At 55.7% G+C, this 14407-nt stretch carries 11 protein-coding genes; 9 read left to right on the top strand and 2 right to left on the bottom strand.

The annotated features are described in order from the left end of the window. The first annotated feature begins 95 nt into the window (after positions 1–95). The 3 genes from HW561_RS22705 to HW561_RS22695 all read left to right on the top strand — a co-directional run bounded on the left by HW561_RS22705 (position 96) and on the right by HW561_RS22695 (position 4697). Positions 96–1073, top strand: coding sequence for an HpcH/HpaI aldolase/citrate lyase family protein (locus HW561_RS22705; RefSeq protein WP_176867635.1), 978 nt, complete (start codon positions 96–98; stop codon positions 1071–1073). A 7-nt stretch (positions 1074–1080) separates the two neighbouring features. Beyond that, a complete protein-coding gene (locus HW561_RS22700; protein ID WP_176867634.1) occupies positions 1081–2364 on the top strand; it encodes a glycerate kinase type-2 family protein in 1284 nt (427 codons plus the stop codon). 326 nt (positions 2365–2690) lie between these two features. After that, complete coding sequence (locus tag HW561_RS22695; protein ID WP_176867633.1) at positions 2691–4697, top strand: DEAD/DEAH box helicase; 2007 nt, start codon at positions 2691–2693, stop codon at positions 4695–4697. 112 nt (positions 4698–4809) lie between these two features. Here HW561_RS22695 and HW561_RS22690 read toward each other — a convergent pair whose 3' ends face one another. Together HW561_RS22690 and HW561_RS22685 are read right to left on the bottom strand one after the other, a co-directional pair. Then, on the bottom strand, positions 4810–7602 hold the full coding sequence (locus tag HW561_RS22690) for a bifunctional aconitate hydratase 2/2-methylisocitrate dehydratase (protein ID WP_176867632.1): 2793 nt from the start codon (positions 7600–7602) through the stop codon (positions 4810–4812). 227 nt (positions 7603–7829) lie between these two features. Further along, positions 7830–8768 carry a LysR family transcriptional regulator gene (locus tag HW561_RS22685; protein ID WP_176867631.1) on the bottom strand — a complete coding sequence of 313 codons (939 nt, stop codon included), beginning with the start codon at positions 8766–8768 and terminating at the stop codon, positions 7830–7832. Positions 8769–8925: 157 nt separating this feature from the next. Between HW561_RS22685 and HW561_RS22680 the strand changes: the two genes are divergently transcribed. The 6 genes from HW561_RS22680 (at position 8926) to HW561_RS22655 (ending at position 14290) form a co-directional block, all read left to right on the top strand. Beyond that, a complete protein-coding gene (locus HW561_RS22680) occupies positions 8926–9942 on the top strand; it encodes a TRAP transporter substrate-binding protein (RefSeq protein ID WP_176867630.1) in 1017 nt (338 codons plus the stop codon). Between the two features lie 67 nt (positions 9943–10009). Then, positions 10010–10570 carry a TRAP transporter small permease gene (locus tag HW561_RS22675; RefSeq protein ID WP_176867629.1) on the top strand — a complete coding sequence of 187 codons (561 nt, stop codon included), beginning with the start codon at positions 10010–10012 and terminating at the stop codon, positions 10568–10570. Beyond that, positions 10570–11910, top strand: a complete 1341-nt coding sequence (locus tag HW561_RS22670; RefSeq protein WP_176867628.1) for a TRAP transporter large permease — start codon at positions 10570–10572, stop codon at positions 11908–11910. The genes HW561_RS22675 and HW561_RS22670 overlap by 1 nt, the downstream gene beginning before the upstream one ends. Positions 11911–11941: 31 nt before the next feature. After that, the gene (locus tag HW561_RS22665; RefSeq protein ID WP_176867627.1) at positions 11942–12436 is read left to right on the top strand and encodes a universal stress protein; all 495 of its coding nucleotides are present in this window, start codon (positions 11942–11944) and stop codon (positions 12434–12436) included. A 26-nt stretch (positions 12437–12462) separates the two neighbouring features. Then, a complete protein-coding gene (locus tag HW561_RS22660; RefSeq protein WP_176867626.1) occupies positions 12463–12849 on the top strand; it encodes a nuclear transport factor 2 family protein in 387 nt (128 codons plus the stop codon). Between the two features lie 37 nt (positions 12850–12886). Continuing rightward, positions 12887–14290, top strand: a complete 1404-nt coding sequence (locus tag HW561_RS22655; protein ID WP_176867625.1) for an NAD(P)/FAD-dependent oxidoreductase — start codon at positions 12887–12889, stop codon at positions 14288–14290. Positions 14291–14407 lie beyond the last annotated feature (117 nt).

The raw sequence follows: 14407 nt of genomic DNA, 5'->3' as shown, positions 1-14407 counted from the left end.
ACGCCGCCGTCGAAGCCAAGGTCAAAGCCGAAGTCGCAGACCTCTGCGCCAAATTCCCTATCTACCCGAACCTGTAAGACGAAGGACACAAGACCATGAGCTTTCACGCGATTGAACAAGCCCCCGCCCGCCTGAACCGTAGCGAACTGGCCGTACCGGGCAGCCAGCCCGGCATGTTCGAAAAGGCCGCAAAATCGGATGTCGATGTCATCTTTCTGGATCTGGAAGACGCCGTCGCGCCGGATGAAAAAGTACAGGCCCGCAAGAATATCATTCAGGCCCTGAACGACATCGACTGGGGCAACAAGACCATGTCGGTGCGGATCAATGGGTTGGACACGCATTATATGTATCGCGATGTTGTGGATGTGGTGGAACAGGCTGGCGAACGGCTGGACCTGATCATGATCCCCAAGGTCGGCACTGCGGCTGACGTTTATGCGGTCGACATGATGGTCACTCAGATCGAAGACGCGATGGGCTATAAGAAGCGCATCGGGTTCGAACACATCATCGAAACCGCCCTTGGTATGCAGAATGTCAGCGAAATTGCAGCAGCGTCCAAACGGAACGAGAGCCTGCATTTCGGCGTCGCTGACTATGCAGCCTCGACCCGGGCGCGCACGACGATCATCGGTGGTGTGAATCCGGACTACTCGGTCCTGACGGACCCCGATGGTGATGCCAGCCGAGCGACCCATTGGGGTGATATGTGGCACTATGCGCTTGCTCGCATGGTCGTTGCGGCCCGTGCAAATGGCTTGCGTCCGATTGACGGTCCGTTCGGCGATTTTCAGGACCCCGAAGGCTATAAAGCCGCCGCCAAACGTGCAGCGGTGCTGGGCTGCGAAGGCAAATGGGCGATCCACCCCAGCCAGATCGCGCTGGCAAACGAGGTCATGTCGCCCGGCGATGCCGAAGTAACCAAAGCGCAGCGTATCCTCGAGGCCATGTCCGAGGCAGAGGCCGCCGGTAAGGGTGCCGTTTCGCTCGATGGTCGCCTGATCGACTATGCCTCGATCCGGCAGGCAGAAGTCATGGTAGAAAAAGCCCGCCAGATCGCAGCGGCCTGATCACGTCATGTCAGGCCAGTCGTCAGCATCGCTCCGCGCCAATGCCTCGGCCATCTTTGCCGCGGCCGTTGCGGCAGCGGATCCGGCTATTGCCCTGCGCAGACAACTAAGATCAGCACATTTGCCATCGCCTTCAAAGGGTGGGCGCAGCATCCTGATTGCAATCGGGAAGGCTGCGCCCACCATGTTGGCAGAGGCATTGCAACACGTGCAGGGCGACTATGTCGCTCTTGCCGTGACCCATCCTGAAAACCGTATGGAGATACCTGGCGCGACGGTTTTGACAAGTGCGCATCCCGTCCCGGACGAACGTGGGTTGAAAGCCGGACGACAGATCATGGCTTTGCTCAGTGAAGCACGTAAACAAGACCAGGTCATTGCTTTGATTTCGGGTGGAGGATCGGCGCTGATCCCTGCCCCTGTCAAAGGGTTGACCCTGTCGGACAAGATACGGGTCAACGAGGTGTTGCTGTCTTCTGGGTTGGATATCGTGCGGATAAATCTGATACGGCAGCAGCTCAGCCTGCTAAAGGGCGGCGGTTTTCTGCGGTTTGCGGCGCCAGCGCAAGTCACCGCATATATACTGTCTGATGTGATCGGAAATGACCTGCGCGCCGTTGCCAGCGGCCCAACCGTTTCGCCAATCGGAAATCACGCGGACGCGCGTAGGCACTGTATTGAAACCGGTCTTTGGCATTTGTTGCCTAAAGCTGTCCGCACTTACCTGGAACAGAGCATTTCTGAGCAGACCTTTGACATTCAGGCGACCAACCACTTGATCGGATCGAACCGGATCAGCCTGCAGGCCGCCCATAGCTGCGCCTCGCAATCTTATGATGCCAAAATTGTCTCGGATGGGTTGACTGGCGATGTAGCCGAAGCGGCGGAAAGAATTGTGCATACTGCCCGATCCGCAATCAAGGGCCGTCCAACCGCGTTGCTGTTTGGGGGTGAAACAACAGTTCGGTTGCGTGGTTCGGGAATTGGCGGCAGAAATCAGGAACTGGCTCTACGAGTGGCCTACATGGCAAAGGACCGGAAGATACCCGGAAATTGGATTTTTCTAAGCGGAGGCACAGATGGCCGCGATGGTCCAACTTCAGCTGCGGGCGCCATAGTAGACGCTGGCACGGTTGGACGAATCCGCAATGCCGGACAGGATCCTGTGGCTCTACTGGCCAATAATGACAGCCATTCAGCTTTGACATTGTCAGGCGACTTGTTGAAAACCGGTGCGACCGGAACCAACGTGGCGGACATACAGGTTATGTTGTTGGCCGCCGAGGGCTGAGAACCCCCGTTGGCCTCATCAAGACCAGATGCAGTTCACTCCGTTTGGAAAGATGTCTGCCTGACCAGAAAAGATGTCTGCCTGACCAGAAATGTGCCTTCAGGTTCGGTTGAGTGCGCTATCGCCTGAATTGGAAAGCCGCTTGGGACGTGGTGTATGCCAGTAGTTGAACCGCAACAAAGAGGCTAAGAATCGCCAGTTGGCACAAGTCTCGTTTGAAACCTGTACATCCCCGACCCAGGGGGATAAACACGCGCCCTTGTCGGCGGAGACTGAGAGAGTCATCTCCCCGTGTCTACAACAACCAACTTAGTCGAGGAACGGTAGTGAAGAAAACTCTGGCAGATGCGCTGGAAGGGCGTGGGTATACGTCTCTGACTGCAGTGCAGGAGGCTGTGACCGATTCCGAAACAATTGGTAAAGATCTTTTGGTTTCCGCTCAGACCGGTTCTGGCAAGACCTTAGGCTTTGGATTGGCCATTGCGCCGGGCCTGCTGGGTGACAGTGATCACTTTGAACGGGCAGACGCGCCATTGGCGTTGGTCATCGCACCGACACGGGAATTGGCGTTGCAGGTCAAACGCGAATTGGCCTGGTTGTTTGAGAAAGCCAGTGCCGTCGTAGCCTCGACCGTTGGTGGTATGGACATGCGTGACGAGCGACGGGCTTTGGCGCGTGGCGCACATATTGTCGTCGCCACCCCCGGGCGCTTGCGAGATCACATCATGCGCGGTTCGATCGATCTGAGCGCGCTGAGAGCTGTCGTGCTGGACGAAGCGGATGAGATGCTGGATCTTGGCTTTCGGGAAGATCTGGAATTCATCCTGGATAACGCCCCGGCAGAGCGTCAGACTCTGTTGTTCTCAGCCACGGTTCCGCCCGCAATCGCCAAGCTGGCCAAAAGCTATCAACGCGATGCGGTGCGTATCGCGACAACCAGCGGCACGAAACAACACGCCGATATTGATTACCGGGCGTTTCGGGTGTCTGGTCGTGATGGTGAAAACGCCATCATCAACGTGCTGCGGTTTTACGAGGCGCCAAATGCCATCGTATTCTGCAACACACGTGCGATGGTCAACCGGTTGACCACCCGCTTATCAAATCGCGGATTTTCTGTCGTGGCCCTGTCAGGGGAATTGTCCCAAAGCGAGCGTACCCACGCGTTGCAGGCCATGCGCGACGGACGTGCGCGGGTTTGCGTTGCAACCGATGTTGCGGCGCGCGGCATCGATTTGCCGAACCTTGATTTGGTGATCCACGCCGAGCTTCCAACCAATCAGGAAACGCTGTTGCACCGGTCGGGTCGTACGGGCAGGGCAGGGCGCAAGGGCGTCAGTGCAATGATCGTTCCCCCCGCTGCCCGCAAAAAGGCAGAACGTCTGCTGGGGTGGGCAAAGCTGACAGCGGAATGGGCGGACGCGCCAAGCGCCGAGGCAGTCTCGGCCAAAGACGAAGAACGGATGCTGGCCAGCCCTGATTGGCGCGAGCCAGTCGCAGATGCAGATCGCGCTTTGGTTGACACGCTGATCGCCAGCTTCACCGCCGAACAGATTGCGGCCGCTTATCTGAGGCACTACCGCGAGAAGCACTCGGCCCCTGAAGAGCTGTCAGATGTCAAAGAAGCCCATAAACCACGCGAGGCTTTTGGGCCAAGCGTCTGGTTTTCGCTCGAAGGTGGGCGTGCGGTAGGTGCAGAACCAAGGCGTCTGTTGCCGATGCTGTGCAAGTTGGGGAACATCTCGCGGGATGATATCGGGGCTATCCGCATCCAGCCGGCTGAATCCCTGATTGAATTGCGCGAAGGGTCAGTTCAGGGTTTTCTAGCGGCTATTGGACCGGCAATGACAGTGGAAGACGGGGCCGTTCTGAAGCGGCTGTCTGCGCCTCCCAAATTCGACAAATCTCCGCGCCGGTCGGCTCCGCCACGTGACAAGGATACGAAACCGTATCAGCCAAAGACGGATGATGCGCCAAAACAGTCCAAAAGTAAGGCATCGGCCACAGCGCAGCCCATCGATTGGAACGACGATCCGAAACCAAGGGTAAAAAAGCCCAAGGGCGGGGCCAAACCTGCACAAGGTAACAAGTCAAAGACCTCCAAGCCATCAACCGAAGCGTTTGCAAAGCCACTTCGCAAACCGCGCCCGTCTAACACGGCAAAGCCAAAAGGACCTGAGGGGAAAGAGGATCGGCCTCGTGGGCCTAAGCCTCCGGCTGGAAAGCCTTCCAGCAAGAAGAACCGCGCCCGCAAGCTGTCCGGGGGTAAAGCAGGCGGGGCAGACTATCCAACGCGCCCCAAGCGAAAGCCGAACAGCACAAAGGATCGGTGAAAGTCGTGAAGACCGAAGCTGGCTTCCCACCAAACGCTATCAGTTGAGAAAGGACTGGCCCCTATCAACGGGGCCAGTCAGAATTACTAGGAAAACGACGGTGTAACCGTCTTCAGAAATGAGCTGACTTGGCAGTCGCGGGTTTTTCCAGCGGCGGCGAAAACTTGGTTAGATCGATTCCTTCCACAGCCGATTTATATTCGTCCATTTTCGGGGTTCGGCCAAGGATCGCAGAAAGGACCACGACCGGCGTCGAGGCCAGCAGGGATTCCCCTTTCTTTTCTTGCGAATCTTCGACGACGCGACCTTGGAACAAGCGGGTCGACGTCGCCAGAACCGTATCACCCTTTGCCGCTTTTTCCTGGTTGCCCATGCACAGGTTACAGCCGGGACGTTCCAGATACAGAATGTTCTCGTATTCGGTGCGCGCAGCATTCTTGGGGAACAGGTCGTCAAACTCGAAGCCTGAGTATTTCTGCAGCGTGCTCCACTCACCTTCTGCTTTCAGCTCATCGATGATGTTGTAGGTCGGCGCGGCCACAACCAGAGGGGCTTTGAATTCGACCTTGCCCTGCTTCTTCTCCAAGTTTTTCAACATCTGGGAGACAATGATCAAATCTCCCTTGTGCACCATGCAGGACCCGACAAAGCCCAGGTCGACCTTTTTCTCACCCTGATAGTAGGAAACAGGCCGGATTGTGTCGTGGGTATAGCGCTTGGACACATCCGCATTGTTCACATCCGGGTCCGCGATCATCGGTTCATCGATCTCATCCAGATCGACGACAACTTCGGCAAAGTACTTGGCGTTGTCATCCGGCGTCAAAGCCGGCATTTCGCCGGACTTGATTTCGGCAATGCGCTTGTCTGCCTTGTCGATCAACCCTTGCAGGGTTTTGGCGTCATTTTCCATGCCCTTGTCGATCATGATCTGGATGCGACTTTTGGCTATCTCCAGCGATTCAACCAGCGTTTCGTCCTGCGAAATGCAGATTGAGGCCTTGGCCTTCATCTCGGCCGTCCAGTCCGTGAACGTAAACGCCTGATCAGCCAGCAGGGTGCCGATATGAACTTCGATAATCCGGCCTTGAAAGACGTTGTCCCCAAATTGCTTCAACATCTGCGCCTGCGTCGCATGAACCACGTCGCGGAAATCCATGTGGTCTGCCATGTGCCCTTTGAAAGTCACCTTCACGGATTCTGGGATCGGCATTGTGGCCTCACCCGTGGCCAATGCCAGCGCGACGGTTCCCGAGTCCGCGCCGAATGCGACGCCTTTGGACATCCGGGTGTGCGAGTCGCCACCGATGATGATAGCCCAGTCATCCACAGTGATGTCGTTCAAAACCTTGTGGATCACGTCCGTCATAGCGTGGTATTCGCCGTTGGGATCTCGCGCGGTGATCAGGCCAAAACCGTTCATGAATTTCATCAGCTTCGGAATGTTCGCTTGCGCCTTGGAATCCCAGACCGACGCCGTGTGACACCCGGATTGGTAGGCACCATCCACGATTGGCGAAATGACGGTCGCCGCCATGGCTTCAAGCTCTTGCGAGGTCATAAGGCCCGTGGTGTCTTGCGAGCCGACGATATTGACCTTGACCCGAGCGTCCGATCCCGCGTGCAGAACCTTGCCATCGGTCACACCGACAGCGTTTTTGTTGAAAATCTTCTCGACCGCTGTCAGGCCCTGACCTTCGTGCGAGATCTCCTTGGAAGGTGCGAAGGCAGATTTCAGTTTGATGCCCAGCGTTTCAGCCGCAAATGTCTGAAGCTTTTTGCCGAACACAATGGCGTAAGACCCGCCTGCCTTGATGAATTCAACCTTTTGCGGCGTGAAGGACGAGGAGACATCGACAAGCTCTTTGTCCCCCGCGTCGTTGTACAGTTTCTTTTCCTTCGTGTTGATGGTCAGAACGGTTCCGGTCTCGACTGAAAACGTCTGTTCCAAAATCGGGCTGTCATCATTGTTCAGGATCGGTTTGCCTGCGGAATCGACCTTCTTGACCCAGTTCTTCAGGTCAAGGCCGATGCCGCCGGTGACGCCAACGGTTGTCAGGAAGATCGGTGAGATGCCGTTCGTACCTGCAACGATCGGGGCGAAGTTCACGAACGGAACATAGGGGCTGGCTTGTTTGCCTGTCCACAATGCGACGTTGTTCACGCCGGACATCCGGGATGAGCCAACCCCCATTGTGCCTTTCTCGGCAATCAGCATCACGCGCGCGTCCGGGTGCTGTCTTTGCAGCTCCTGAATCTCGGCCTGCGCGGCGGGGGAAATCAGGCATTTTCCGTGCAATTCCCGGTCTGAACGAGAGTGCGCCTGATTTCCAGGCGACAGCAAGTCGGTGGAGATATCGCCTTCGGCCGCGATGTACGTGACGACCTTGATCTCTTCTTCGATGTCGGGAAGTTTCGTGAAAAACTCTGCCTTGGCGTAGCTTTCAAGGATATCCGTGGCGATTTGATTCCCGGCCTCATAGGCTGTCTTAAGCCGATCTGTGTCGGCGTCGTACAGGAAAACCTGAGTTTTCAGGACGTCCGCGCCCTGTTCCGCGATCAATGCGTCATCGCCTAATGCCAGATCCAGAAGAACCTCGACCGAGGGGCCGCCTTTCATGTGCGACAGCAATTCAAACGCGAAGGGCTGGGAAATCTCTTCAACGACCGCCTCGCCAAGAATGATCTCTTTGAGAAACTTGGCTTTTTCACCGGCTGCGCTGGTTGTGCCCGGCAGGGTGTTGTAAATAAAGTGGTTCAGAGAACCCGCGCGGTGTGCGTTATCAACGTCCCTGATTTGGTCGGTGATTTCTTTTACAAGCGCGCCATCTTCGATGGGCTTGGGATTCAATCCCTGTCCCTTGCGCGTTTCGATTTCATTCAGGTATTCTGTGTACAGGCTCATGGCTTTTCCGACGCGTTGGGCTGTGAGTGTCGGGTCTCAGAGCCAATTGGCCAGCCCGACGGTTCCATTTGTATGCGGCGGTATACTAAGTCGGAATGAGTTGCAAGGTTGTCATCTGTGGCGCAATGTCCCGATTGCAGCGATGCACTTGGTATCCTTTCTGAACAAACTGATCCTAGGCCAGCACCTCAAAGCTGAACGAGAGGGCGCATTATCAGGATGTTCGATTATCCAGCTTGAGCCTTCTGCACAGAATGCTCGTTCAACAACACTTCAAGAAACAGTTTGGTCACCCGCGTTGGGGCGGGCTGTTTTCGCGTCACTGCGGCAAAGCGGGTTCGGTACTGAATTTCGTCAGGCAGTATTTTTTTCATGAGCCCACGATCCATGAACTCTTGCGCCAAATGATCCGGAAGAAATCCCATGTAACGGCCAGAGAGAATGAGAATTGCCAGCGCTTGCTCGTTCTGGACTTTTGCGGCGCGTTTGAAGCCCAGTTGCTGGCCTACGATCAGGTTGGGCGAATTTACGCTCAGGCCTGCGTAGTTATACCGGCGCAGATCCTTGGTGCTGAGCTCTGTGTCGGGTACCTCAAACAACGGGTGTTCCCTGCCGCAATAGAGGAACATGTTCTCACCATAAAGCGGCGCATAATGCAGGCTGGTTGAAGGTCGGTGCAACGCAATGATCCCCAGATTCAGTTGGCCCGAGATGACCATTTGTTCGATCACGTTGGGGGGTTCCAATGACAATTCAATCTGAACCGTCGGCGCGGCTGCATTAAACTTGTGGATGGCCCGTGCAAGATGAGATTCGGGATTGGATGCGCATTGATCAAACAGCGATACGCGGATCGTTCCGGCCAGTTGCTCTTTGATTTCATTCACTTCGGTCCGAAACTGCGACACGGATATAAGCAAGTCCTCTGCCGCTCGCAATACTTTTTCCCCATCTTCGGTCAGGGAAAAACCGGCAGGTCCGCGGTTGCATAGTTTCAGGTTCAACCGCAACTCAAGATCTGAAATGTGCTTTGAAATTGTTGATTTACCGATGTTTAACTCGGTCTCGGCAGCAGACAGCCCGCCGCTTTCCACAACGGTATTGAATATCCTCAACAACCGGATGTCGGTGTCACCAATTCGGCTAGCGAGTGTTTTGCGTCTCATTTCTTAAGTTCGACCATTGTGAAACCTTTCGCGCAAAGATTAACAACGAAGAAACACAATGCGCAAGCTAGTCTTGCGGCGCCGAGGTAGATTCGGACTGGCCATCTCTCCCCAAGGCCAGCGCGCACCTCGAAACATGACAAATGGGAGGAAATCCATGTCAATTATCAAGAAGCTTGGCACCTATGCCGCGGCTGTATCCGTCGCGGCGCTGATGGTCGCAGGCGCGGCTGACGCTAAGAACTTCAAGATCGCAGTGGGCGACAGTGGCGGTTCCAGCCAAGAGGCAACGGGCCTAGGCTTCAAGGCCGCCCTCGAAGAGCTGTCGGGCGGCAATCACACCGCAACACTGTTCTTGAACGGTCAACTCGGCTCCGAGCAAGATACCGTCAACGACGCGGCCATTGGCACGCTTGATATGTCGCTGCTGGCGATCAACAATATCACTCCGTTCTCGCCGACCGTTGGCGTGTTCACCCTGCCTTACGTGATCCTCAGCCTTGAGGATGCCGAGAAGCTGACCCAAGGTCCGATTGGCCAGGAACTGACCGAGAACACCATCAATGATGCCGGTGTTCGTATCATCGCCTGGACCTATACAGGTTTTCGCGTTCTCACTAACTCGAAAAAGCCGGTCAAATCAGTTGCCGATCTGGAAGGCCTCGTGATCCGCGTCCCCAAAAACGAGATCATGATCGACACCTACAAATCATGGGGCATCAGCCCGACACCGATGGCGTGGTCGGAAACCTTTGCCGGTCTGCAGACCAAAGTGGTCGATGGGCAGGATAACCCCTACACCACCATCAATGCGATGAAGTTCTACGAAGTTCAGAAATATGTGACCAACATCCGTTACATTTTCTCGATCGAGCCGCTCATCATTTCCGAGCAGGTGTTCCAGGAACTGTCCGCCGAGGATCAAGCGATTATCCTCGAAGCTGGCAAGGCAGCAACGCAGGCCTCGGCCGACTTCCTGCGTGAAAAGGAAGCTGAGATTAAAGCGCTTTTGATCGAAAAGGGTATGGAGATCAGCGACCCCGAGAATGACGAAGCCGAATTCATCGAACTGGCAACCACCGCTGTGTGGCCGAAGTTTTACGAAAGCATCGGCGGTGTTGAAAAACTCAACGCTGTGCTGGCCGAAATCGGTCGCGATCCGGTTTCGCAATAATCAAGGACCAAATGGTCAATAAAAAAGGGGGCACCTGATGGTGCCCCTACAAAAAAGGGAGGGTCAGATGTCGAAATTTTGGGGATTTGTAGACAACATCGAAAGCTATATCTGCCGCACATTGCTGGCGATTTTTGTTTGTCTGTTGTTTCTTCAGGTCATCGTGAGAACGCTGTTTGCATTCTCGTTTTCTTGGGTCGAAGAACTGTCGATCTACATGTTCGTTTGGTTCGTCTTCTTTGGCGCCAGCTATGCCGCAAAGATGGGCGCCCATAACCGGGTGACGTTTCAGTTCAAGTTCCTGTCGCCCCGCGCGATCAAATACATCGAAGCCTTCGCGGATCTCTTCTGGATTTTCTTCAACGTCGTTTTCGTCTATCTGGCACTCGACTTCATCTTCAACAAGATGAACAAGTTCCAGTCGTCGCAGACCCTCGGGTTCCACCTTAGTTGGGTCTATATCGTTCTGCCCATCGCCTTCACCCTGATGACCATCCGAGTGATTCAGGTGAACTACCGAAAACTTGTGCTGGATGAAGAGATGGTCGATCCGGATTCGATCGATCTCGATGCTGTCAAAGCCGAAGCCGAAAGCCATGGCACATCCAGTTCTGAGGGAGAAAAGTAATGGGCACTGAAATTATCCCACTGCTGTTTGGCGGATTCCTGTTTCTGCTGTTCATCGGCGCTCCGATCACCGTGGCGCTTGGCGTCTCGACCCTGATCACCTTCCTTTATCTGGGTGAAAACCCGATCAAGTTCGTGCAGATCGCCTTTACCTCGGTCGGGTCCTTCCCGCTGATGGCGCTGCCCGCTTTCATTCTGGCAGGTGCGCTCATGGAGGCATCGGGGCTGTCGCGACGGCTTATCAACGTCGCCGAAAGCTTCGCTGGTCCGTTCACCGGCGGCATGTCGGCTGCAACCGTCATGGCGTGCCTGTTCTTCGGGGCGATCTCGGGCTCTGGCCCGGCGACAACCGCCGCAGTTGGCATGCTGATGATCCCGGCCATGATCGATCGCGGCTATTCAAAGGGTTTCGCGTCGGCCATCACCGCCTCGTCAGGCGGCCTCGGCATCGTTATCCCGCCCTCAATCCCGCTGATCATTTTCGGCATCGCCGCATTGGGCATGCCGCCCCCACCAGAAGCGGTGGAGGAGTTCGGCCAGTTCCAAACTGTTTCGATCCCGAAACTCTTTATCGCTGGATTTATGCCGGCCTTCCTGATCGCAGGCAGCCTGCTGCTGATGAACTACATCCTTGCGAAAAAGAACAACTACACTGGCAGTACCGACGGCTGGTCCGCACGCCATATGTGGTGTGAGGTGTATCGCGGCTTTTGGGCGCTGATGGCACCGGTGGTGATCCTGGGCGGCATCTATTCGGGCTTTTTCACTCCGACCGAAGCGGCCATTGTTGCGATCTTCTACACGCTGATCGTTGGTGCGTTCATCTATCGTGAGCTGTCGTGGAGTAGCCTGTTCGGTGCATTGGAAACCACCACGTGGCTGACCGGTCGGGTTCTGCTGATCATGTTCACCGCAACGGTGTTCGGGCGGCTTCTGGTTGAAAACCAGGTACCAGCCGTGATCGCGCAGGGTATGTTGTCCTTTACCGACAATATCTATGTGATCTGGACACTTGTTATCCTGTTCCTGCTGTTTGTCGGTATGTTCATGGAGACGCTTGCAACGATCCTGATCTTGGTTCCGGTGATGCTGCCCGTGGCATATAGCGTGGGCATTGATCCGATCCACTTTGGAGTGGTCATGGTCTGTACGCTGGGCATCGGTTTCCAGACACCGCCGCTGGGTGAAAACCTGTTCATCGCGTCGGGGATATCGAAGATCTCGATCGAAGAGATCTCGTTACGCGCCCTGCCGTTTGCCTTCATCAATACGGTTGCGATCTTCATCATCGCGTTCTTCCCGGAAATCTCGCTCTGGCTGCCGCGCGTGTTCGGTTACTAGGCGCGATTGAACGGAAAAGGGAACTGAAACCATGAAACCAACAATTACGCAGATCCTTTTCGCGACTGATCTGTCGCGAAACTCCACCTACGCCTTAATGCACGCGGCCAGTCTGGCCGCGTCAACAGGGGCAAAGCTGCATGTTTTGCACGTCTCCGAGCCCCTCAGCGATGACGCGTTGATCACCATGCGCATCTTCATGCAGGATAAAGGCTCGCGCGCCGAGACCCTGAAAGCGCGCCATGACCACGTCAAGGAGGTGCTGACCGAGCGGCAAAAAGCATTCTGGGCTGCCCTGCCCGAAGCTGATCGCGGTATCCAAGATCAGATCGAAACGATCGAGATCATCGACGGACACCCCGCTGAAGTGATCCTGCGGCGCGCACATGAGTTGCAATGCAACCTGATTGTTTTGGGCGCCCATGACCACGGGTTCTCGCACACGTTCCTAGGCACCGTCGCCAAGCGTGTGTTGCGCCGCGCGGATATCCCCACACTTGTCGTTCCATACCGGGACGAAGCGTAACAACCCCTCTGAAAAGGAAATACAAGATGACTAAAACCCTGACCGCGCAGGACCTTGCTGATACGTTCGACGCGTTCAACCGTCACGACATCGACGGTGTGATGACCCATTTTGCTGATGACTGCGTATTTTACACCGTCGCCGGTGACGAGAAATACGGCAACAAGGTCGAAGGTGCCGAAGCCATCGCAGCTGCGTTCTCAGGCGTCTGGGCGGGCATGAAGGACGCCCATTGGGACCATCACAGTCACTTCGTTCATGATGATCGCGCCGTGTCGGAATGGACCTTCTCGGGCACTGATGCCAACGGTATGCGGGTCGAGGCCGAAGGTGCAGATCTTTTCACCGTCCGCGATGGCAAAATCACCGTGAAACAGGCGCTTCGCAAAACGCGCCCGATGTTCAAAGCCTGATCCGCAGCCCTGCGCGTAGCCTCGGAGAAAAACAAGAATGGTGGACAACAGCATCCCGCGTCACTGGCCGAAAACCAGTTATGATCCGAAATATGACCCGATCATCGATGCGGGTCCGGGTCATAATCGCGACCACGCACCGACCTATTGGATTGGAACCGCGGGCACCCCGCCCGCTGATGATGGCCCTGTGTCCAGTGACATGGATGTGGACGTCGTTGTGGTCGGGTCGGGTTATACCGGCCTGTCCACCGCTATCCATCTGGCTAAGGAGCACGGCATCCAGGCTGTTGTTCTGGAAGCCAATACCGTGGCTTGGGGCTGTTCGACCCGCAATGGCGGGCAGGCCCAGATCTCGTCCGGACGTCTGAAACGGTCGCAATGGATTCAGCGGTGGGGCGTTGACACTGCCAAGGGCATGCATGCCGAAGTCACCGAAGCTTTTGAGCTGTTCAACGACCTGATTGCTTCGGACGACATCGACTGCGATCCGCAACCGGGCGGGCATTACTATATCGCCCACCGGCAAAAGGTCATGCCGTCGTTGAAGAAAGAGAGCAAGCTGCTGAACGAGGTGTTCGGTTATGGCTCGCGCGTCATGGGACGTGAGGAATTGCACGAACACCATGTGCGTGACATGGAATCCGTCGGTGCCATGTGGGAGCCTGACGGCACCTGCATTCACGCGGGCAAGCTAGCCTTTGGCTACGTCAATATGGCGCGTCGGTTGGGCGTAAAGATCCACACCGGAAGCCCGGTCATGGGGTGGCAGACCAAGAACGGAGTGCATCATGTTCGAACTCCGGGTGGGGTTGTTCGTGCCAAATCTGTAGCGCTGGCAACAGCAGGCTACACGCCGCCGGGCCTAAGTAATCGGACCAAGCATCGTCTGATGCCGATCCTGTCGAATTCAATGGTCACGCGGCCTTTGACCCAGTCCGAGCTGGACGAGTGTGGCATCCAGACCAAATCCCCGCTGACTGACACGCGAACACTGCGTCACTACTATCGCCTGCTGCCCGACAACCGGATGCAGATCGGTAGCCGCAGCGCGGTGACAGGGCGGGATGCCGAGAATGGCAAACATTTAGAAATGCTGAAAAAGGGCCTGAGCCGGAAGTTCCCAGCGCTCGAGGATATCAATCTTGATTACTCGTGGTGGGGATGGGTGGATGTCAGCCATGACATGATGCCGCGCATTTTCCAGCCGGATCCGGATCAGACTGTGTTCTACGCCATGGGATATGGCGGCAATGGTGTGATGTATTCGGCTCAGGCTGGTCGCCGAATGGCCCAACTGGTTGCCGGAAAAAAGGACAAAGCCTTTGAGTTGCCGATCTTCACTTCGCCGCTGCCTAGTCACGGCATCCTGACTCCGTTCCGGCGACTTGGTCAGCGAATGGCTTATGTCGGCTACTATCTCAGAGACGAAATACTGTAATTTACCAACACTTTAGCGACCCATAGAAGGAAACGCTTAGATGAAGATGACGACGGAAGAGGCCTTTGTTAAGGTTTTGCAGATGCACGGGATTGAACATGCGTTTGGGATCATTGG

Origin of the sequence: Ruegeria haliotis (genome assembly GCF_013377785.1) — a bacterium.
Lineage (GTDB): Bacteria > Pseudomonadota > Alphaproteobacteria > Rhodobacterales > Rhodobacteraceae > Ruegeria > Ruegeria haliotis.
Note: the sequence above shows the minus strand (reverse complement) of the source record. Positions and strands in the feature narration are given on the sequence as shown.

What these genes read in the sequence shown, in the direction of transcription:
- HW561_RS22665 (WP_176867627.1), top strand. Translation starts at nt 11,942, where the DNA reads ATGAAACCAACAATTACGCAGATCCTTTTCGCGACTGATCTGTCGCGA.
- HW561_RS22675 (WP_176867629.1), top strand. Translation starts at nt 10,010, where the DNA reads ATGTCGAAATTTTGGGGATTTGTAGACAACATCGAAAGCTATATCTGC.
- HW561_RS22655 (WP_176867625.1), top strand. Translation starts at nt 12,887, where the DNA reads ATGGTGGACAACAGCATCCCGCGTCACTGGCCGAAAACCAGTTATGAT.
- HW561_RS22700 (WP_176867634.1), top strand. Translation starts at nt 1,081, where the DNA reads ATGTCAGGCCAGTCGTCAGCATCGCTCCGCGCCAATGCCTCGGCCATC.
- HW561_RS22680 (WP_176867630.1), top strand. Translation starts at nt 8,926, where the DNA reads ATGTCAATTATCAAGAAGCTTGGCACCTATGCCGCGGCTGTATCCGTC.
- HW561_RS22705 (WP_176867635.1), top strand. Translation starts at nt 96, where the DNA reads ATGAGCTTTCACGCGATTGAACAAGCCCCCGCCCGCCTGAACCGTAGC.
- HW561_RS22690 (WP_176867632.1), bottom strand. Translation starts at nt 7,602, where the DNA reads ATGAGCCTGTACACAGAATACCTGAATGAAATCGAAACGCGCAAGGGA.
- HW561_RS22660 (WP_176867626.1), top strand. Translation starts at nt 12,463, where the DNA reads ATGACTAAAACCCTGACCGCGCAGGACCTTGCTGATACGTTCGACGCG.
- HW561_RS22670 (WP_176867628.1), top strand. Translation starts at nt 10,570, where the DNA reads ATGGGCACTGAAATTATCCCACTGCTGTTTGGCGGATTCCTGTTTCTG.
- HW561_RS22685 (WP_176867631.1), bottom strand. Translation starts at nt 8,768, where the DNA reads ATGAGACGCAAAACACTCGCTAGCCGAATTGGTGACACCGACATCCGG.